The organism is Gordonia heveisoli (assembly GCF_030315745.1).
Classification (GTDB): Bacteria; Actinomycetota; Actinomycetes; order Mycobacteriales; family Mycobacteriaceae; genus Gordonia.
The window spans coordinates 144,407-164,726 of the sequence record NZ_JASXSH010000001.1; the positions used below are offsets into that span (position 1 = coordinate 144,407).

A 20,320-nucleotide genomic window follows, 5' to 3' on the forward strand; every position below is an offset into this window, starting at 1 on the left:
GATGTGGTCCTCGCACTCGAAAACGGTTGAGAGAGTTGTCGGATCGACTCAGAGCAGCACACCCAAACGCGGCGGTCGCGTCCCGTGCAGGGTGTGGTTGCCGAGGTGGACGTACTTCCACCGAGCCGGGTCGTGGAGCGAATGCACCCGGACGTTGCGCCAGTGCCGATCGAGCGCCAGCGGACCGTCGGTCGCCGAGGTGCCCGCCACCTCGAAGATGCCGCCCGCGATCTCGACGGCGAATTCCTGCGCCAGCGCCTTGGCCGCGGCGATTCGCAGGGATGCCGCGGCAGCGCTCTCCCGGGTGAGTACCTCCTCGGCAGCGGCCGCATCGATCAGATCCGCACCGTGCGCCAGCAGCGACTCCAGGGCGTACAGCCGTGCGGTGAGCTCACCGATACGTCGGACCACATGGGGCTCGGCGTCGGCCGTGTCGACCCCGGCCTCGAACCACGGCCGGCTCCTGGTGCGTACGAACTCAGCGCCGTCCTCCAAGGCGGCGCGGGCGATCCCGATGTCGATTGCGGCGTGCAATGCCTGGTCGAAGGCACCAAGGAAGCTGGGATCGGAGTCAACCGGATCCGGGTCGGGTCCTTCGTCGACGACGAATGCGTCGTCGACGAACACATTGTCGAGCACCACTTCGCCGCTCGCCGTGCCCTGCTGGCCGAAGGATGACCACTTGTCGAGGTTGAGCGTGACACCCTGCGCATCGGGCCGGATGAACACGCTGGCACCGTGCGCCGGCTCGGTTCCCGGGATCCGGGCGGCGACGGCGATCCACGACGCCCCCAGCGCGCCGGTCGCGTAGTACTTAGTCCCGTCGAGCACCCACTTGTCGTCGACCTTGCGGACCGTGGTGGCACGATCGCGTGCGGTGCGGGTACCTCGTTCCGCAGTTGCATTGCCAATCCGCTTGCCGTTCAACGCATCCGCGTAGATACTGCGGGCGGGTTCGCGGTCACCGAGCGCGGAGATCGCCTGCACCAGAAGGTAATGCGCCAGATGCAGCTGGCCGACCGCGGAGTCGGCCCGAGACAGCCGACGGAACACCTCGATCACGACCGACGGCGGTAGACCCGGACCGCCGGCCGCCGCCGGAACCGAGATCCCCAGTAGCCCCGACCGGGCCACGAGGTCGAGTTCGGCAATCGGCAGTTCGCCGGCCACCTCCCGCTGCGCCGCCGTCGACGCGATCTGTGGGGCGATCGCATCCACCGCCGCCAGCGCCGCCTCGCGGCTGGTCAGCAGCGGTACCGACGCACGGAGGTCGGCGGATTCGGCGGCAACGGTCATCGTGACTCCTGTGTTCGATGTCGTGGTGAGGGCGAAACGCACTGTGCAGAAGCCGTATACGGGGTAGAAGTTGGCATACGGGGGTAGAAACGGTGACAGTCGCGAATCTCGACCTTCACCCTGTCGCGACCGTCACCCGCTGGCGAGATTTACGGGCGGCCTGAGCCAAAGATCCGCGGCGCTGCACCCACAGCGTCCGGTCAGTACGCCGACGGCGCGCCCGCCGGCCGGATGCCGTGATGTAGTTCGGCGACATCGGGATGCGCACGCGTACGCGACTTCCACGCATTCTCGCCGTAGGTGTTGAAGATGGGGTTGTCCGGATCGAGTTCGACGCCGCGGGCCCGGCCGGCGAGTTCAGCGGGTAGGTCGAGCACCGGGATCTGGGCGTCGAGTCCGGGATTGAGAAAGTAGGGAATGGCGATGCGATCGCGTCCGACCGGCGGTGCCAGCACCCGATGCCGGGTGGCCCGGAGGTAGCCGCCGGTCGCCACCTCCAACAACTCGCCGATGTTGACGATGAAGGCGCCCGGCAGCGGGGGGACGTCGATCCAGTCACCGCCGGGACCCTCCACCTGCAACCCCTGCGTACCCGGTTCGACGAGAAGAAGGGTCAGTACCCCGGAGTCCTTGTGCGCCCCCACGCCCTGGGCGGTGTCATCGGTGCCGGGGTAGCGGACGACCTTGATCAGGGTGGCCGGGCGATCGTCGAAGGCGGCGTCGAAGATGTCCTCAGCAGCGCCGAGTGCCCCGGCCCAATGCCGGAGCAGCGCGCGGCCGACGCGCGCGAGATCCTCCGCCCACGCCTCGAAAGCCGGTCGGAGTTCGGGCAACGCCGTGGGCCAGAGATTGGGTCCCTGCAGTCGCCAATAGCCGTCGGCGCCGTCGATGACCGCACGTTCGGGTCCGATGTCGATCTGCTCGCGCCAGTCGACGGCACCGTTCGTCAGTTCACCGCCCAGCCGCGAATAGCCGCGGAACTGGGGACTCTTGAGCTGGGAGATCTCATCCTTGTCCGCTGCGGAGAGAGCGAAGAACCGCCGGGCGAGGCCGATCAGCTCTCCGAAGCGTTCCGCCGCGATCCCGTGCCCGACGAGGTAGAAGAATCCCAGCTCGTGCGTGGCGGCCAGGATGTCCCGGCGAAACGTCTGCGGATCCTTCGCCGCGACGGCCAGGTCCAGTGTGGGCAACGCGGCAGACTTCTCGGTGACCATGGCCCCAGTATCCGCCCGCCGTTGCGCCCCGACCAGGGTTCGGATCCCAGGTGGTGCAACCGGTCAGATACGACGCAGCGTGGCGGTCACCCGATCCAGGTCGGCCAGCTGATCCGCCTTCGGCGCCTCCCACAGCTTCTTCGGCAGTTCTTCGAGTACCGCGATCGCCGACTCGGTCGCATCCAAGGCCTCGGTTCGCTCGTCGCCCTCCTGCTGCGACGCCGCGATCAACCGGTCATCGGTGTCGAAGACCGCCTCGTCGAGGTGGTCACGGGCGGCGACCAGTTCCGGATCGCGCGGGATCGCGGGATTGTTGTGGACGTCGGCGATCGCGTACCGGATACGCCGATGCAACAACGCCTCCCGCGTATTGCCGGTCGCCCACTCCGCGGGCGCTCGGCTCGGCTTGCCCGGGATCAGGTCGGTGGATCGCGCGAACTTTCGGATCCGCTTGTCGGAATCGAACGCGAACCACGCCGCACCACCGAGAATGATCAGCGCGACCACGACGGTGACCACGATGACGATGACGGCGATCATCGGCGTACCTCTCGAATCCGCACCGCGTACCCGGCCACATCAGATCGCTGCATGACTCAACCCTAACGCGCCGCAGCATCGAAGAGTGACCACATCGCAGGCGTACACGCACGCACCGGTCAGGACCCCGACACTCCCTTGGGTGCCGAACCGGACATGAAGCCGAACAGGTAGCCCGCGACCCGGCGCATCTGGATCTCGTCGGCCCCCTCGGTGATCCGATACCGCCGGTGATGCCGGTAGATGTGTTCGAACGGTTCGTGGCGGGAGTAGCCCCGGCCGCCGAAGACCTGCATCGCCTGGTCGGCCGCATCGCAGCACAGCCGATTCGCCTGGTAGTTGCACATGGACACCTCAGCCGAGGCGGAGAACGGCCCGTAGGTGTCCATCTTCCAGGCGGTTTCGCGGATCAGTGCCCGGGCCATCGCGGCCCGCGTGTGCAGGTCGACCAGCGGGAACTGGATCGCCTGGTTGGTGGAGAGCTTCTTGCCGAACGGGGCGCGTTCGTTGGCGTAGGCGACCGCGCGGTTGATGCAGTACTGGGCGGCGCCCAGGCTGGCGGCCGCCTGACGGATCCTGTTCTCGTTGAAGAAGTGCTGCACCACCTGCAGCCCCCGGCCCTCCTCCCCGAACAGCGCCGACGCCGGCACCCGGACGTCGCGCAGACTCACATGGGCGTGATCGGTCGGCATGTTGAAGGTCCACAGGTATTCCTCGACGGTGAATCCCGGAGACTGCGGGTCGACGAGGAATGCGGTGATGCCGCGGGCGTCGCCGGGTTCACCGCTGGTGCGGGCGAAGACGATGTCGCGGTGTGCGGCATGGATGCCGGTGTTCCAGGTCTTCTCACCGCTGATCACCCAGTCGTCGCCGTCGCGGACCGCGGTGGTCTCCATATACGTGGCGTCGGAGCCATGGTCGGGTTCGGTGATACCGAAGGCGAAGAACTTGGTGCCTGCGGCCAGACCCTCGACCCATTCCTCCTGCTGTTCCGGCGTTCCGTATTCGAGCATGAGTAGCAGCCCGATGTTGTTGCCGACCACGGAATGCTCATTCTGCAGATCGCAGTGCAGCCCGAGCCCGCGCGTGGTCAGGTGTTCACGAATGATCGCCATCGACAGGTTCGACCCGTCGCGGCCACCGAATTTCGCGGGAAACGGGTAGCGGAAGTGGCCCGCGGCATCGGCCCGACGACGGGCTTCGCCAAGCAGCGCCTCCCACTCCGCAGTCGGCAGTCCGCCATGTTCCCAGTCGGTTCGCGCATCTTCGCGCCGATGATCGAAGAACCGGATGTTGTCGTCGGCCTGTTCGAGCGGGACGATTTCGGCGTCGATGAAGGCGTCGAGCTCGGCGAGATAGTCGCGCAACGATTCCGGCAGAGCGAAATCCATCAAGGTCCTCCTGGGTCGAGGTATGTCGACAACTAACGGATCTGCGCTACCGCGCGCCACCGCTCACGGATGCTCAATCGCGAAGTAGCGCGGGTTGGCGACGGCCAGCCGCGCCCGTACGTCGGCGGCGACGGCGGCCCGAACGTGCTGATCGTCGATGTCGAGTCGGCCGTCGAGGATCCGCCGGGCGAGGTCACGCTGGTCGTCGATGCCCAGCTGTCGCAGGCGAACAACGCTCTGCGCGACCATATCCGGGCCGTCGAGGAGTTGACGGCGGACGACGTCGACGACATTGGCCGCAACCCGGGTGTGGAATCGGATGTGCCCGGGCAGGTTCTCCCCCACCTCCGGCTGCCGCAGGAAGTCGGCGACCGCGGCGAGGAGTTGCTCGATGCTCGGCGACCCGTACAGGTCGGTCGGCGACGTCGGCGATTCACCGGCCGCGATGGGATCGTCGACCGGTCCGGGGGTGGCGATGCCCAAGTCGAGCAAAGCGTCGAATTCCTGCTCGGCGCTGCGCCTTCCAATGGCCGCGAGTTCCACCGACCGTTCGGTTCCATCGAGGTGCCGATTGGCCTGCACAGCACACAGCAGCCCCCACCGGACGGTCGCGTAGAGCTCCCACCAGCGCAGTGCTTCCTCGGTGGGACGCCAGCCGGCCGCCGCCGCATAGGCGTCGAGCAGATCGGCCCGTTCCCCCATTCCGGCGACCGGGCGAGGGACGGAGAACCGCCACGCCTTGGCACACAACCACCCGAGGTCCTCGAGCGGGTCACCGATATGGGTGAGTTCCCAATCCAGCACCGCGGCAATGCCGTCGGCGTCGATGAGCAGGTTACCCAGCCGAAAGTCACCGTGTACAACGGTGATTCGCGGCGACGGCGGCGGGCGGTGATCGGCCAGCCACCGGACTGCCAGCGCCAGGCCGGCAGGCATCTCGTCATATTCGCGCGGACACAGCTGACGCAACGCCGCCAATGGATCGGCCTGCTCAACCAGTGCGCCGGCCCGGTCGCGGTCGATCCGGTGGACACACGCCAGCTCCGCACCTGCCTGTGCGACGAACCGGGTACGGGCGACGGCGTAGTTGTCGTCGCGGAGAATCTTGCGCGGAATCGATTCCCCGGCAACAAAGTTCATCACGAGATACGGATAGCCCAGCACGCTGTCGGCGAAACCGTGATCGAGCACCTCGGGCACCTTCACCCCGGCCTGCGCTGCCGCGGTCAACACGTCGACCTCGGCACGCAAGCCGCCGTCCCCGTCGTCGGCGGCCGGCACGGCACGGACGATCACGGATTCGGTTCGCCCGTCATCGGCCTCGAAGCCGAGCAGGTAGGTCGCGCGACTCGCACCGGCGGGCAGGATGCGCGCGTCACGCAGGAACAGCGTGCTACCGCGGTGTTGCGCCAGCCGCTCGGCGATCCGTGCGCCAACCTCGTCGGCCGCGGTCACTCGGCGGTCGAGGTCCGCGCCGTCGATCACCGCCGGCCGATCGTCGTGTTGCTGACTCACGCCCCACCCCTTCGCGCTCCCGACCGGTACGGCCCTGTTGCGAAGTTAGCATGACGTGGGTCACAGGATTCGTGGCCCCGAGCCGGGCACCGAAGACGCAGCCGAGGCAGGCGGAGATTTCAGTCGCGCGACGCCTCCGCATGTAGCGCAGCTGCGTTCACACGGGTCAGCACGCCGTGAAGTTCCTCGAGTTCGGCGAGTTCCACCCCGAGTTCGGCGACCACGGCACCGGGAATCATCAGGGCTTGTTCCCGCAGCGCCCGCCCGGCGTCGGTCAGATCCACGTCGACGTTCCGTTCGTCGTCGCCGCGGCGGCGCCGTTCGATGAAGCCATTGACTTCAAGCCTCTTGAGCAGCGGTGACAGCGTGGCGGAGTCGAGTTGCAGGGTCGCGCCGATATCCTTGACCGCCATCGGCGCCGCTTCCCAGAGTGCGAGCATCACCAGATATTGCGGGTGGGTCAGGCCGAGCGGGTCGAGCAGCCGCCGGTAGATGCGCAGCACCGACCGATTGGCGACGGCGAGGGCGAAGCACACCTGCCGTTCGAGCGCGAGCGGGTTGTCGTCGACCTGGACCGATTCGGTCATCTGCGTACCTCCTCACCGCGCACCGTCGTGGTGGGGTCCACCCAGTCTAGGCGAATTCGATCGCGCGCGATCGAATCGGTTCCCAGACGACTTCGGTGACGGACAGGCCGGCGGCAGCACGTGCGCATCGACCGATCATTCGGCACCGGCGCCTGCCGTCGGCCCCGGATCGGCATGGGTTGGATCACTCGGCTTTCCGGCCACCCATTCCTCGGCGCTCAGGCCCCACCGTCCCCAGCGCCGGTCGAAGTGCTCGGCCCGGCGTCGGGCGGTCTCCATCCGGTCGGGCGAATACCGGCGCCGCGCCCACAGCGAGCCGGGACGCGCGAGCCGGATCGCCCCCACCCACACCAGCGGCGGCACGAACGCCCCGACGACGGCAGTCGCGAATTTCCCCTTGGCCACACACATCAGCACGCAGAAGATGTGTATCGGGAGATTGGCGGTCAGCACCAGCGGACCGAGCGCGACCGTGGTGTCGGTGAGCGGATCGAAACCGAGCATCGCCATCCCGAGTGCGGCGATCGTCAGCGCGACCACCTGAACCGACAGCTGGCCCTCATGCGACCAGTAGACGTCCTTGAGATGCAGGATCAACGCGAATTCGTCGAGTACCAGTGACGTCCCGATCCCGAGCATCACCGCACTGATCTCGGCCGCCGGTGAACCACCCGACGCCGCGACGGACAGAAACGCGCCCGCCACGGTCAGGATGATGCCCGGCACCGCATGGTGAATGTGCAATCCGTCGGAAACGTTGTCGCGGAACGGCCCTCGGCCCGCGCGGATCAGCCTGGTGATGACCCGCGTGACTACGAAGGTGATCACGAAGGAGAGGAACAGCAGGAACAACGCCAGCTGGCCATCGGTGAGCGGGTCGTCGATGGTGGGCATGCGCTACCTCGTTCCGGTGGCGGTGCGGGGAGCCGATGTCAGGCGCGCGGCGCGGAGAGTCCGGTGCGACGCTGTTCGATGACCAGGCAACGGTCCTCGACATAGAGCAGCCCGGCCGACTCGGCGATCTCCCGAGCCTCCGGTGAGGTGATACCCAGCTGCAACCAGAGCGCCGTGGCACCGGCGGCGACCGCCTGCCGCGCGACCTCGGCGCACTCGGGTCCGGGCCGGAACACATCCACCAGGCCGATCTGCTCGGGGACGTCGGCAAGGCTGGGATACGCGGGTTCGCCGACGATCTCGGTGGCCGTCGGGTTGATGGGGATGATCCGCCAGCCGTGGTGCTGCATATGTGTGGGCACCTCATTGGCCGGTTTGGCCGGGTTGGCACTCGCACCGACGACGGTGATGGTGTCATAGGAGGTCAGGATCTTCTCGACGATCTCATCGGTTGTGCTCATCAGCCCAATCTAGCCACCGCCACCGACGGCCACGAGCGAATATCGCGGCCGCGGGCTCAGGGTCGTGGCATCGGCCCCGTAGCCCCCAGCAACGACCACCAATACTCCTCGGAGATCTCCTCACCGGCGCGCAGCACCCGCGCAAGTCCGGCGGCCATGCAGATGCCCAGAATCCCCAGCCACAATCCGGCCAGGGAGATGACCGTCCACGCCACCACGACCGCCACCGACCAGGGGCTGAGGGCGATGACGACCGGAGCGAAGAAGAAGCCTCCGCCGACGAACCAGGCCGAACCCGCCCGGTCGCACCGCATCACCACGGTCAGCCAGCGTGGACTCGATGCGGTCGGAGCCCCGACCGGCCGGGTGATTCGCGACGGTGCCACCATGTTGGCCTCCTCATCTGATAGCGATGAGTCCAGCCTCCTCGTGACCTCTGCCCAGGTCTACTACCTGGCAGGTCAACACCAGTCCGGCGAGTCAGCTGTATGGGTGGCGGGCGGTTTCCGGATCGCCGTAGGTGATCGCACGTTCCCGACGGCTGTCGGTGAGCAGCGTGGCACCCCAGGTCGCCACCGTGCCCAGCCTGTTCCGGATACCGGCGAGGAAGGCGATGTGGATGACTCCCCACGCCAGCCAACCGGGATAGCCCGACAGTCGAATCCGTCCGGCCTGGACGACCGCCTGTCGCCGCGCGATATAGGCCGCGCTGCCCAGGTCCCGGTACCGGAAGGCCGGCCTTGCGGTACCGCCCGCGGCCAGGCCGCCGATCATCCGGCCGACGTGCCACCCGCCCTGCATCGCCACCTCGGCGACGCCGGGCAGATCATCGAGGGCGCTGACGTCACCGATCACCCACACGTTGGGATGACCGTCGACCGACAGGTCGGGTCGCACCGGAATCCGGCCGGCACGATCGGTTTCGACGCCGAGCGCGTCGGCGACGGCGCCGGCGAAGGGGGCCGCCTCCACCCCGGTCGTCCAGAGCACCGTACGGGCGGGATAGCGGATCACCTCCCGTGGCTCGGCTTTCGCGGTGGTCTCCACGAAGTCCGCGCCGACGTCGGTGACGTGGACACCCAGATGCGTTTCGACGCCGAGCCGATCGAGGGTGCGTTGGGCGTCGGCGGACAACGTGGCGTCGAAGGCAGGCAGTACGCGGTCGCCGCCGTGCAGCAACAACACCCGCGCATGGTCGGGGTCGATGGTGCGGAACTCACGTTCGAGCGCCAGGGTCGCGAGTTCACGTATCTGCCCGGCCAATTCGACGCCGGCCGGGCCACCGCCGGCCACCGCGAAGGTCAGCCAGGCACGCTGGAGATCCACGTCGTCCTCGATCGACTCGGCCATCTCGAAGGCGCCGATGATCTTTCGCCGGATGGCGAGCGCGTCGTCGAGCGTCTTCATCCCCGGCGCGTGGGCGGCCAGTTCCTCGTTGCCCCGATACGAGGTCCGCATCCCGGCGGCGACGACCAGGTGGTCGTAACGGAGGCTGAAGCTCGACCCGTCTATCCGGTTGACCGTCACGGTCCGCGCGGCCGGATCGATGCTGCGCGCCTCACCCAACGCCACATCCGCATTGCGCTGCCGCCGCAATAGATGGCGGATCGGGCTGGAGATCGCACCCTCCGACAGCAGCCCCGTCGCACACTGGTACAGCAGCGGCTGGAACAGATGGCTGGTGCCGCGATCGACGACGGTCACCTCGACCGGGGCTCGTTTGAGGCGCCGCGCGCAGTTGAGGCCGGCGAACCCCGCACCGATGACGACGACATGCGGTTTGGCAGTGGTCATGACGCCGATTGTCGCGTACCCGAACCGTTCCCGTCGCCGAACACGCTCCACCGACCACGCCGCCCCGCTCGGCGCTCAGAGCACCGAGCGGTCCGGCGCCCATCCGCCGCGTCCGGTCAGCGCGAGCAGGGCATCCGGGCCGGAATCGCGCGCGGCGGCGATCGCGACGGTGAGTTCCAGCGCGACCTCCAGTACCGGTCGCGGCAATTCAAGGTCGACGCCGGTCGCCCGCGCGATATCCAGCCCGTGGACCGCCAGTTCGAAGACTCTGGTCGGCAGGTAGTCCGACAATGCCATCACCCCGAACCGCGTGCGCACCAGCCGGGTCGCCGGATCATCGACGCCATCCAGGGCCGCGACGACCCGATCGCGACCGACCCGGATCGCACCGGCCGGATCCGATCCCAGTGCCATCCCTGCCTGCACTCCTCGCTCGTGCACCTCCCGATTCAGTCCGGCCATGTCCGGGGTGGTCATGGATGCGACGAAATAGTCACGGGCGCTAACGATCTCGATGGCGGGCGGCTCATCGCCGGGCGTCGGCGACGCCGGTGACAGGTAGTCGATGACGGTGGCCATGGCCCGGCCGGTGTGCCCCACCAGGGACCGCACCGACCAGTCGCCGAGACCTGGCTCGTCCCACTGGTCGACACCGATGGCTTCGACCAGTCCGACCAGGTGATCGGCACCGGCACCGAAGATCTCGCGCATCGACGTCACCTCGGTGGTCACGACCGGCCTGCCGGGCTCTTCGTCCCGCTGGCCTCGGCGATCCGGCGGGTACGGCCATAGAGCCAGGCGACGGTGGCCGCGAAGGCGATGATGCCGAGGATCTGCGCCCACTTGTCGAATCCGTCGCCGACGACGGCGAGCACACTGTCATCACCGGTGGCCGCGACGATCCCGGCGAAGACGACGCCGAAGAGTGCCTCGCCGACGATCAGACCGGTGGCGAGCAGGGTACCCATCCGCTTCTTGTGCTCCACCGCGCCGCCGCTACGTTCGGCCCACCGGTTGTAGTAGAACCCGAGGAAGGCGCCGACCGGGATCACCAGGGTGACCGACATTGGCAAGTACATACCCATCCCGACCGCGAGCGGGGGCAGCCGGAATCGGGTGCCGCGTCCGAGGAATTCGTCGATCGCGATGACGGCCGCACCGATCAGTGCGCCCAGGCCGACGAGCGACCAGTTGAGGTCACCGCCGAGGACCCCCTGCGTCAGGAAGGACAGCAGACTGGCCTGCGGCGCCGCCAGCGCGTCGCTGTCGGCGTCGGGCGCGCCCTGGAATCCGAAGACGTTGTTCATCAGGCTGAGGATGGGCGGGATGATGATCGACCCGAACAGGACGCCGATGATGAGCGCGACCTGCTGTTTCCACGGTGTCGCACCGACGAGCTGACCTGTCTTGAGGTCCTGCAGGTTGTCATTGGAGATGGTGGCGACGCCGAAGACGATCGCACCGGTGAACAGCGTGAAGGCGATGAGTGCCGTGGTCTGCGCCTCGCTGTCGGTAGTCCCGTAGACCACCTTGATCAGAATCGCGGCGATGAGCACGACGAGGATGCCGACCCCGGAGATGGGGCTGTTCGATGAGCCGATCAGACCGGCCATGTAGCCGCAGACAGCGGCGACGGCGAGACCGATCACGAAGATCAGCACGACGCTGACCGCGATGATCCCGCCTGCGCTGCCGCCGAGGGCCGTGCCGTGGACGAAGTCCCACAGCAGCAACCCGATCGGGATGAGCAGCGCGACGATCGTCGTCCCCACGATGGTGAACGGCAGGTCCTGTTCGGTGAGGTCGACGGTGATGCCCTGCCGGCGGGCTCGCGTCGACGCGAGCGCCGCCTTGATGCCTCGGAGGATGGGCATGATGATCTTGATCAACGTCCACACGGCCGCGATGGCGATGGCTCCGGCACCGACCAGGCGTACCTCGTGGACGAAGACGTCGTCGATGACATCGCCGATCGCGAATCCGCCGGTGAAATCGCCGTGCGTCTTGATCGGCAGCAGGATGAGGAACGAGATCACCACGCCGACGAGCATCGCCACGCCCACCGCGACGCCGACGAGATGGCCGATGCCGATGAGCGACATCAGCAGTCCGCCACTGAGGATGGTGCCGCCGGTCCCGATCTTCACCGTCACCGACACGGTGTCGCTGATCACCTTGAGCTTCGTCACCAACGAGAACACCGCGGCGGCGACGGAGCCGAGCACGATGACGCGCAGGCCGGCCCGGTTCTCCTCGACGCCACCTTCCTCGTCGCCGACCTTCAGCACCTCGGCCGCGGCCACACCTTCGGGATAGGGCAGGTCCGATCCGGTCACCAGCGCCCGCCGGAGCGGTATCGAATACATCACGCCGAGGATGCCGCCGATCGCGCACACCGCCACGGTCACCCAGTACGGAAACCCACTCCACCAGCCCACGATGACCAGGCCGGGCAGGATGAACACGATCGCCGACAGCGTGCCCGCCGCCGATGCGATGGTCTGCACGATGTTGTTCTCGACGACCGAGTGATCGGCGAAGTAGCGCAGGATCGCCATCGAGATGACCGCGGCCGGGATGGCGGTGGCGAAGGTCAGTCCGACGCGTAATCCCAGGTAGACGTTGGCCGCGGTGAAGACGAGGGTGATCAGACCGCCGAGAATGATTCCGCGGAGTGTCAGTTCACGCAGACCGGACGCTCCGTGCGCGGGGATCTGTTCGGTTCCGGTGTTCGTCAACGCGTCTTCCCCTCACTGCCGGCCAGCTGACCGGACATCGGGCCGTTACCGGCTGCGCCGAGGCTCCGACGAGGCGGGGTGTCGACGTGGCATCGGTGGGTGAGCTACCGATTCACTCTAAGACCGCACGCGCGGTCGTGTGGCCGGGTTGCCGGGAGCGGCTCCGGATCGCGATCAGTCACCGTTGCGCCAGAACGCGATTGAGTGCCTCCCGGTCGATGATCGCAGTCGGCGACAGATTTCGCGACCGCTGGGCGCCGACTCGGCTCCGCCATGCCGCCCGGCCGTATCCGCCTTCCAGCGCACTCCCGACACGCCGTGGTGGCCTTTTCGTGGGCGTAGAGTGGTCAGGGCAAGTACCGCACCCAAACCTGCGTACCGGGAGGCGATCATGCCAACCATCGCGATCATCGGCGGCGGCCTGGCCGGCGCCAAAACCGCGGAAGCCTTGCGTGAGCAGGACTTCGACGGCGACGTGCAGCTGTTCTGCGCGGAGGAGCATCTGCCCTACGAGCGTCCGCCCTTGTCCAAGGAATTCCTGGCGGGCAAGAAGACCCTGCCGGACTTCACCGTGCATCACCCGGATTGGTACCGGGACAATCGGATCGACCTGCATCCTGGCACTCGGGTCGCCGCCATCGATACCGGCGCCCACACCCTGACACTGCCGGACGGCACCGAAATGGGCTACGACAGCGCGGTTCTGGCCACCGGGTCCCGCTCCCGGACGATCGACATCCCCGGCGCGGATGCCGCCGGGGTGCACACCTTGCGCACCATTGACGACGCCCGCGCGCTCGACGAGGCCATCACCGAGGGCAGCCGCGTGGGCATCATCGGCGGCGGCTGGATCGGACTCGAGGTAGCCGCGGGCGCCCGGGAACGGGGAGCGCAGGTGACCATCGTGGAGGCCGCCTCCACCACCCTGCTGGGTTCATTGGGTGCCGAAGTCGGGGCGGTGTTCGCCGATCTGCACCGCGCCCACGGCGTCGACCTGCGCACGTCGACGGGTGTGGCGGAGATCCTGGTCGACTCCGGTCGGGCATGTGGCCTGCGTCTGAGCGACGACGCCGAGGTACCCGCGGACATCGTCTTGGTCGCGGTGGGTGCGATCTCGAATGTCGAACTCGCGCGAGATGCGGGACTCGACGTGGCAGACGGGGGTGTGGTGGTCGACGCGTCTCTGCGCAGCAGCGACCCGGACGTCTACGCCGTCGGCGACATCGCGAACGCGCAGCACCCGACGCTGGGTCGCCGGGTGCGCACCGAGCACTGGGCGAATGCCCTGAATCAGCCTGCGGTCGCGGTACGCAACATCCTGGGCAAGCCAACCGAATACACGAATCTGCCGTATTTTTTCACCGATCAATACGACCTCGGCATGGAGTACGCGGGTCTGGCCGATCCCGGGTCGCCGGTGGTGTTCCGTGGCGATGTCGCAGGCCGGGAGTTCCTCGTCTTCTGGCTCGACGACGATCAGCGCGTCCGGGCCGGTATGCAGGTCAATATCTGGGATCAACTCGACGGGATCAAGGCGCTGATCGCCGCGGGCACCCCGGTCGACGCCGCGGCGCTCGCCGATCCCGCCGTCGCACTCGACACCTTGGCCTGATCGGCGTCAGATCGGTTGGCGTCTACGTCGCTGAGCGCGCGGTGAGTTCGACGATGGCGATCGGCCGATCGGTCTTTCGTTGATAGGCCGCATATCGACCGTCGTTGACCTTGTCGACGATCTCCCAGCGGCGGCCATAGTCCGGATCATCCGGGTAGGTTGCTCGTGCGCGCACCGGGATTCGACGACGCCCCACCTGAATCTCGACGTCGGGATTCGCTTTCAGATTCGCCAACCAGGCGGGAGGACGGGGCGATCCGCCGTTCGACGCCACGACCAAATAGGCATCACCGTCGCGGCCATAGGTCAGGGCGTTGGTGCGCGACTGTCCGGTCTTGGCACCGCGGGCACGCAGCAGCAGCGTCGGATTACCGAGCAGCAGCCGATGGCCGACAAGGCCACCGCTGTGCTCATAGATCCATTGATGGCCTTGCAGGACACGGACGAACAGTGCGGTCACCGGCGCCAGCGTACTCGGATCCCCAGATCCGTCGGACCGGCGATGACGGCGACCACGACGATCCTACAGACCCGAGCGAGCGCTCGGACGGCATCGCTGTACGATCACTCCCGATCATGCTCGGCGCGACTGCGACCGAGCGCCTCGGGAGGGAAACCATGTCGCAGCACCTGCAGGGCAAAGTCGTCATCATCACCGGCGCCGGGGGCGGATTCGGCAAGCTGATCGCGGAGAAGTGCGCCGCAGGCGGCGCCCATGTCGTCGGCATCGACATCGATGGCGACGCCGTTCAGGCAACCGCCGAAGGTATTGTCGCCCAAGGCGGTTGCGCGGTAGGCTTCGCCGCCGACGTGACCGATATGGAGCAGATGAAGGCGGGCGCAGCACTGGCAGTCGAACGCTTCGGCGCCATCGACGTCACGGTCAACAATGCCGGCGTGATGCCGCTGGCCTACTTCGCCGACCACGAACGTGCCTGGCAGCGCTGGCACAAGGCCATCGACATCAACATCAAGGGCGTGGTGAACGGGATCTCGGCGGTCTACGACCAGATGATCGAACAGGGTCGCGGGCAGGTCGTGAACATCTCGTCGATCTATGGCAACGGCGGCTTCGAGGGTTCGGGCGTGTACAGCGCCACCAAGGCCGCGGTCACCACACTGTCGGATTCGCTGCGTATCGAGGCGAAGGGCAAGATCAAGGTCACGACGGTGAAGCCGACCGGTGTCGCCGGTACGAATCTGGCGAGCTGGATCGTCAACGAACGCGCCATCATGGGCATGGTCGGGCAGCGCGCGAACAACTTCCGCGGACATATGGCCGACCTGACGAAGGGCTCCTTGCCCGCGGAACTCACCGATGTCGACTCGGTGCAGTACTGGCTGATCACTCCCGATGATCTGGCCAACGCCGTCGTACATGTCATCGATCAGCCGTGGGGAATCAGCCTCAGCGACGTGACTGTCCGGGCCAGTGGCGAGGACTACCTGCACTGACGACGTCGCGCCGGACAGCTCAGCGCTGCCCGCCCCGATACTTGCGGTAGTACTCGTCGTAGACGTCGGCGTTGCGCTCACGCTCACGCTTGTTGATGAGCTCAGGATCGAGGCCGTGCTGACTGAGCCGGTACCGGCGATAGACCCGATTGAGGGCAATCGAGAAGAAGATGTACGGGACCAGGATCGGGATCGTCATATTGGCGCGGATGAGCCAATCAGCCGGGACGAACAGCATCGGCACCAGCAGAATCACGCAGGGCACGGCCCAGAACGCGACCATCCCGAACGCTGCGCCGGGACCTGCCAGGTCGTTGGCGACCCATTCCCGCATCGACGCCGGAAGCTTGGCCCCGTAGGCGTATTTGATCCGCTCAACGGTTGTCGGCGCGGTCCGCGCATCGGTCATCTGATGTCCTGAACTCTCTGTCCGGTGAGCCGCATCGCGCTGCACCGCCGTGCTGCGCCGCGCCGGACTCCCTACCTCAGCCATCTTAGTGACCTGCATCGTTGCCACCTTCGCCGCGTCGGTCATGATGCGGAACGTTTCCGCATTTCACTATTTGATCGTACACAATTGAATTGTGGCCTACTAGAGAATGTCGGCCGTCTCACGCCGAGAACCCGGTCGCTACCCTGAGCCGAGAACGACGACAAGCACAGGGGGCACCGTGTCCGGAGATCCGATCGCCGACCTCGAAGCGGAGCTCGCCGACTTCTGGCGACGCGGCCGGGTCCGCATTCGCGCCCGCACCCACGCCATCGACCCCGCACTCGACCCGAGCTGTTATCCGCTCATCGCTCTGCTCGCCCGCCGCGGCCACCTGCGCATGTCCGAGCTGGCCGCCGAACTGGGTCTGGAGAAGTCGACCGTCACCCGTCAGATCGACGCGGTCGTCCGACTCGGACTCGTCGACCGCCACCCTGATCCCGACGACGCGCGGGCTCGCATCGTATCGCTGAGCGAGGCCGGCAGGCAGCGCTTCGGCGACGTCGTCACCTCCGCCGTCGCCGACTGGCGCACCCGGCTGAGCCGCTGGAACCCCGACGACATCCGCACCCTGACCGCATTACTGCACCGTCTCGGCGACGCCTCCGACGAGACACCGCCCACCGCGTAGACCCCGCGATCAGTCTGAACTGACCCGCGCGGGAAGGCGCACGCCGACGCAGAACGACACGCGACGACGGTGAGGGCGGCTACCACTAGGCTCGGCGACATGAGTGTGCGTGCGGGCATCGTCGTCACCGGCACCGAGGTGCTGACCGGCCGGATCACCGATCAGAACGGCCCGTGGGTGGCGCAGCGACTCCTCGAAGCCGGAGTGGACGTCGCACACATCACCATCTGCGGCGACCGGCCGGCAGATCTGACCGCACAACTCCGCTTTCTCATCGCCGAAGGTGTCGACCTCATCGTCACCACCGGAGGTCTGGGCCCCACCGCCGACGACCTCACCGTCGACACGGTGGCCGAGCTACTCGGCCGACCCCTGGCGCTCGACGCCGAATTGGAAAGCCGCATAACCGAGATCATCGCGCGCTGGCAACGGCATGCACTGGAGACCGATGCCGTGCGCGCCGGTATCCGCAAGCAAGCACTGGTGCCCTCGGGGGCCGAGTCGATCCCACCGACCGGTACCGCCCCCGGTGTCGCCATTCCCCGGACCACGTCGACCCCGACCGTGGTCATCCTTCCCGGACCGCCCCGCGAACTGCAGGCGATGTGGCCCGCAGCCCTCGTCACCCGCGCGATGACCCAGGTGATGCCACCGCGCGTGGAGGTCCGGCAGGAGGTCATCCGTGCCTACGGCCTGTCCGAGGCGGAGCTCGCCGAGTCACTGCGGGAGGCGGAGCACTCGGTCGCCGGCTTCGGCGGGCTGGAGATCACCACCTGCATGCGGCGCGGCGAGATCGACATGGTAACCCGGTTCCCCGACGAGGCCACACCGGCCTATCGTGACCTGTCCGCACTTCTCGACGAACGTCATGGGGCCCAGATCTTTTCGACCACCGAATCGACGCTCGACGATCTCCTCGCGCACGCTCTGACCGGTGTGCGGATCGCCACCGCAGAGTCCTGCACCGGCGGACTGGTCGCGGCCCGCCTGACCGACCGGGCCGGATCGTCGGCGTATGTGTGGGGTGGGGTGGTGTCGTACTCCAACGACGTCAAGACCGACATGCTCGACGTCCCGGCGACCATGATCGCCGAACACGGGGCAGTCAGTGAACAGGTGGCGCGGGCCATGGCCGACGGTGCCCGCCGACGGTTGGGCGCCGACATCGCGGTATCCACCACCGGAATCGCCGGACCGGATGGGGGTTCCACCGAAAAGCCGGTGGGCACAGTCTGTTTCGGCCTATCCATCGCGGGACGGACGACCGCTACACGAACCCGGCGATTCCCCGGTGACCGCGCCACCGTACGGGCACTCGCCACCACGGCGGCCTTACATCTGGTGCTCGACGCCCTGAAGCAGGAGAACTGACCGAGGAGGATACGGACGCGCCACGCGTTCATCCCTCTTCAGGATATCGCGACACCCGGGGGTTGCGGCAAGGCCCCGGTGAGGGTGCACCATGGTGCCTCCACACCGCACCGATCCGTACCGGAGACCGAATGCCCGCTGCCGCCACCAGCATCTTCGACCTTGCCCGCCCCGTCGACGGAAGCCCGACACCCAAAGCCGCCGACGCGCTCATCACCGAGGACGAGAAGTTCTTCGCCACCCTGTCCGCCGCACTCGACGATGCGGTATCCACCCTCACCGCCCGCATCGGCCATCTCCGGGAGATGCCTGGCGGGAGGGGTAAACAGGCCGTCGAGCGCGATCTGGAAATCCATCTGGCCACCACCCGGCTTCGCACTTTGGAACGCCACCGTATCGACCTCTGCTTGGGCCGTATGGTCACCGCGACGGGCGAAATCGTCTACATCGGCCGGATAGGGATCGTCGATGCTGGCGGTACCCAACTGCTCGTCGACTGGCGCACCCCGGCCGCCGAACCGTTCTTCGCCGCCACCCACGCCGATCCCCGCGGACTGGCCAGCCGGCGCCGCTATCGCTGGGCACATGCACGCATCGTCGACTACTGGGATGAAGAGCTCTCGGCCACCGCTGACCGCAGCGGCCTTGCCCTGGACGATGATTCGGCATTCCTGTCCACCCTCGCCGATCACCGTTCCGCCCGCATGCGCGACGTACTCGCCACCATCGCCGCCGACCAGGACGCGATCATTCGGGCCGGGTCGGCGGGAGCCCTCGTCGTCGACGGCGGTCCCGGAACCGGCAAGACGGTCGTCGCGCTACACCGTGCCGCCTACCTCGCCTACGCCGATCCACGGTTGGCCGGCCATCGGGGTGCCGTGCTCGTCGTCGGACCGCATCGGCCGTATCTGTCCTATGTCGCCGACGTACTACCCAGCCTCGGTGAGGAGAGTGTGCGGACCTGCACCCTCGACGATCTCGTACCCGAAGGTGCCGGCATCGCCGACGAGGCAGATCCGGCGCTCGCCCGGCTGAAGTCGTCAAGCCGCTTCGCGGCTGCGGTCAATGTCGGCATCGACTGGTACGAGGAGCCGCCGACAGATCCGTTCATCGTCGAAACCCCCTGGGCGGATGTCGAACTCGGCCGCGATGAGTGGGCGCTGGCGTTCGCCTCACCGGAGGCGGGAACACCACACAACGACGGACGCGACGGCGTGTGGGATGAGCTGGCCGACATCGTCGCCGCACGCCTGGCCAGCCCGGCGGCGACTCCGGACAAGGTGCGTCGGGCGCTCACCGCGAACTCCGACCTGGCTGAGGTGGTGCACCGGGCGTGGCCGATTCTGCATGCGACCGACATCGTGGGGGACCTGTGGTCGGTACCCGCCTTCCTCCGCAAATGCGCACCCTGGCTGACCGACGCTGAGGTGAACGCTCTCCAACGCGCGGACGCCACGGCGTGGACGCGCTCGGATCTGCCCATCCTCGACGCCGCCCGCCATCGGCTGGGCGACCCGGAAGCCGCGTCTCGTCGCCGATCCCGATCGAGGGCACTGGATTCCGAACGCCGGCGGATGGACCGGGTCGTCGATGACCTCCTCGATGCCCGCGACTTCGACGACGGCGAAGGACTGACGTCGATGCTGCGGCACGACGACCTGCGTTCGGCACTCGTGGACCAGGATGCAGCGACGCCGGAGATCGCCGATCCGCTGGCCGGGCCGTTCGCCCACGTCATCGTCGACGAAGCGCAGGAACTCACCGACGCACACTGGCAGATGCTGATGCGACGCTGTCCGGCAAAGAGTTTCACGATAGTCGGCGACCGAGCGCAGGCGCGGCACGGATTCCGCGAGACGTGGGAGCAACGCCTGACCGGGGTCGGCTTCGATTCGGTCACGCGCGCCGTGCTCAGCGTGAACTACCGGACTCCCGCCGAGGTGATGACGGTTGCCGGGCCGGTCATCCGCGCCGCCATCCCCGACATCGAGGTCCCGACGTCGATCCGGCAGAACGGGCTCCCGGTTCGACGCGGCTCGATCGACGAGCTCACCACGATCGTCGACGATTGGCTCGCCGACCACGAGGAGGGCACGGTCTGCGTGATCGGCGCACCGGCTCCCCCTCGCGCCCGGGTCAGCTCGCTGTGCCCGATGGACGCGAAAGGTCTGGAGTTCGACCTCGTGGTGCTGGCCCAGCCGGATCGCCTGGGTTCGGGGATCGAGGGCGCAGTGGACCGCTACGTCGCGATGACACGCACCACTCAGCAGCTCGTCATCCTGTCCTAGCCCCGATCTCGTAGTACGACACCGCGCGAAACGCGGTGTCGTA

Annotated in this window: 19 protein-coding genes; 5 read left to right on the forward strand and 14 right to left on the reverse strand. The window is 67.4% G+C overall.

The window, feature by feature from the left end:
* Positions 1 to 48 precede the first annotated feature (48 nt).
* From QSJ18_RS00625 to QSJ18_RS00680, 12 genes are all read right to left on the reverse strand, one after another.
* Entirely contained in the window at positions 49 to 1,296 is a 1,248-nt protein-coding gene (locus QSJ18_RS00625; protein WP_286324237.1) for an acyl-CoA dehydrogenase family protein, read from the reverse strand.
* A gap of 200 nt (positions 1,297 to 1,496) precedes the next feature.
* Positions 1,497 to 2,510 (reverse strand): isopenicillin N synthase family dioxygenase, encoded by a 1,014-nt coding sequence (locus tag QSJ18_RS00630; protein WP_286324238.1) that lies wholly within the window; start codon positions 2,508 to 2,510, stop codon positions 1,497 to 1,499.
* Between the two features lie 63 nt (positions 2,511 to 2,573).
* Complete coding sequence (locus tag QSJ18_RS00635) at positions 2,574 to 3,050, reverse strand: hypothetical protein (RefSeq protein ID WP_286324239.1); 477 nt, start codon at positions 3,048 to 3,050, stop codon at positions 2,574 to 2,576.
* Positions 3,051 to 3,169: 119 nt separating this feature from the next.
* The gene (locus QSJ18_RS00640) at positions 3,170 to 4,441 is read right to left on the reverse strand and encodes an acyl-CoA dehydrogenase family protein (RefSeq protein ID WP_286324240.1); all 1,272 of its coding nucleotides are present in this window, start codon (positions 4,439 to 4,441) and stop codon (positions 3,170 to 3,172) included.
* A gap of 63 nt (positions 4,442 to 4,504) precedes the next feature.
* The gene (locus tag QSJ18_RS00645; protein ID WP_462475954.1) at positions 4,505 to 5,956 is read right to left on the reverse strand and encodes a phosphotransferase family protein; all 1,452 of its coding nucleotides are present in this window, start codon (positions 5,954 to 5,956) and stop codon (positions 4,505 to 4,507) included.
* A 119-nt stretch (positions 5,957 to 6,075) separates the two neighbouring features.
* Entirely contained in the window at positions 6,076 to 6,543 is a 468-nt protein-coding gene (locus tag QSJ18_RS00650; RefSeq protein ID WP_286324241.1) for a MarR family winged helix-turn-helix transcriptional regulator, read from the reverse strand.
* A gap of 135 nt (positions 6,544 to 6,678) precedes the next feature.
* Positions 6,679 to 7,437, reverse strand: coding sequence for a hypothetical protein (locus tag QSJ18_RS00655; protein ID WP_286324243.1), 759 nt, complete (start codon positions 7,435 to 7,437; stop codon positions 6,679 to 6,681).
* 38 nt (positions 7,438 to 7,475) lie between these two features.
* Positions 7,476 to 7,898: a CoA-binding protein gene (locus QSJ18_RS00660; protein WP_286324244.1), complete on the reverse strand. Its 423-nt coding sequence runs from the start codon at positions 7,896 to 7,898 to the stop codon at positions 7,476 to 7,478.
* A gap of 56 nt (positions 7,899 to 7,954) precedes the next feature.
* Positions 7,955 to 8,287, reverse strand: a complete 333-nt coding sequence (locus QSJ18_RS00665; protein ID WP_286324245.1) for a hypothetical protein — start codon at positions 8,285 to 8,287, stop codon at positions 7,955 to 7,957.
* A gap of 91 nt (positions 8,288 to 8,378) precedes the next feature.
* Entirely contained in the window at positions 8,379 to 9,692 is a 1,314-nt protein-coding gene (locus QSJ18_RS00670) for an NAD(P)/FAD-dependent oxidoreductase (RefSeq protein ID WP_286324246.1), read from the reverse strand.
* 75 nt (positions 9,693 to 9,767) lie between these two features.
* Complete coding sequence (locus QSJ18_RS00675) at positions 9,768 to 10,424, reverse strand: maleylpyruvate isomerase family mycothiol-dependent enzyme (protein ID WP_286324247.1); 657 nt, start codon at positions 10,422 to 10,424, stop codon at positions 9,768 to 9,770.
* Entirely contained in the window at positions 10,421 to 12,430 is a 2,010-nt protein-coding gene (locus QSJ18_RS00680; RefSeq protein WP_286324248.1) for an OPT family oligopeptide transporter, read from the reverse strand. The genes QSJ18_RS00675 and QSJ18_RS00680 overlap by 4 nt, the downstream gene beginning before the upstream one ends.
* A gap of 391 nt (positions 12,431 to 12,821) precedes the next feature.
* Between QSJ18_RS00680 and QSJ18_RS00685 the strand changes: the two genes are divergently transcribed.
* Positions 12,822 to 14,042: an NAD(P)/FAD-dependent oxidoreductase gene (locus QSJ18_RS00685; RefSeq protein ID WP_286324249.1), complete on the forward strand. Its 1,221-nt coding sequence runs from the start codon at positions 12,822 to 12,824 to the stop codon at positions 14,040 to 14,042.
* Between the two features lie 22 nt (positions 14,043 to 14,064).
* On the opposite strand, the gene QSJ18_RS00690 is transcribed toward QSJ18_RS00685, so the two are convergent.
* A complete protein-coding gene (locus tag QSJ18_RS00690) occupies positions 14,065 to 14,502 on the reverse strand; it encodes a nitroreductase/quinone reductase family protein (RefSeq protein ID WP_286324250.1) in 438 nt (145 codons plus the stop codon).
* Positions 14,503 to 14,660: 158 nt separating this feature from the next.
* Here QSJ18_RS00690 and QSJ18_RS00695 point away from each other — a divergent pair, with 158 nt between their 5' ends.
* Entirely contained in the window at positions 14,661 to 15,497 is an 837-nt protein-coding gene (locus QSJ18_RS00695) for an SDR family oxidoreductase (RefSeq protein WP_286324251.1), read from the forward strand.
* Between the two features lie 19 nt (positions 15,498 to 15,516).
* Here the strand turns inward: QSJ18_RS00695 and QSJ18_RS00700 are convergent, their stop codons facing one another.
* Complete coding sequence (locus tag QSJ18_RS00700) at positions 15,517 to 15,906, reverse strand: DUF5313 domain-containing protein (RefSeq protein WP_286324252.1); 390 nt, start codon at positions 15,904 to 15,906, stop codon at positions 15,517 to 15,519.
* Between the two features lie 262 nt (positions 15,907 to 16,168).
* Here QSJ18_RS00700 and QSJ18_RS00705 point away from each other — a divergent pair, with 262 nt between their 5' ends.
* From QSJ18_RS00705 to helR, 3 genes are all read left to right on the forward strand, one after another.
* The gene (locus tag QSJ18_RS00705; protein WP_286324253.1) at positions 16,169 to 16,618 is read left to right on the forward strand and encodes a MarR family winged helix-turn-helix transcriptional regulator; all 450 of its coding nucleotides are present in this window, start codon (positions 16,169 to 16,171) and stop codon (positions 16,616 to 16,618) included.
* Between the two features lie 99 nt (positions 16,619 to 16,717).
* Positions 16,718 to 17,989, forward strand: a complete 1,272-nt coding sequence (locus QSJ18_RS00710; RefSeq protein ID WP_286324254.1) for a competence/damage-inducible protein A — start codon at positions 16,718 to 16,720, stop codon at positions 17,987 to 17,989.
* A gap of 131 nt (positions 17,990 to 18,120) precedes the next feature.
* Complete coding sequence (helR, locus tag QSJ18_RS00715; protein WP_286324255.1) at positions 18,121 to 20,277, forward strand: RNA polymerase recycling motor ATPase HelR; 2,157 nt, start codon at positions 18,121 to 18,123, stop codon at positions 20,275 to 20,277.
* Positions 20,278 to 20,320 lie beyond the last annotated feature (43 nt).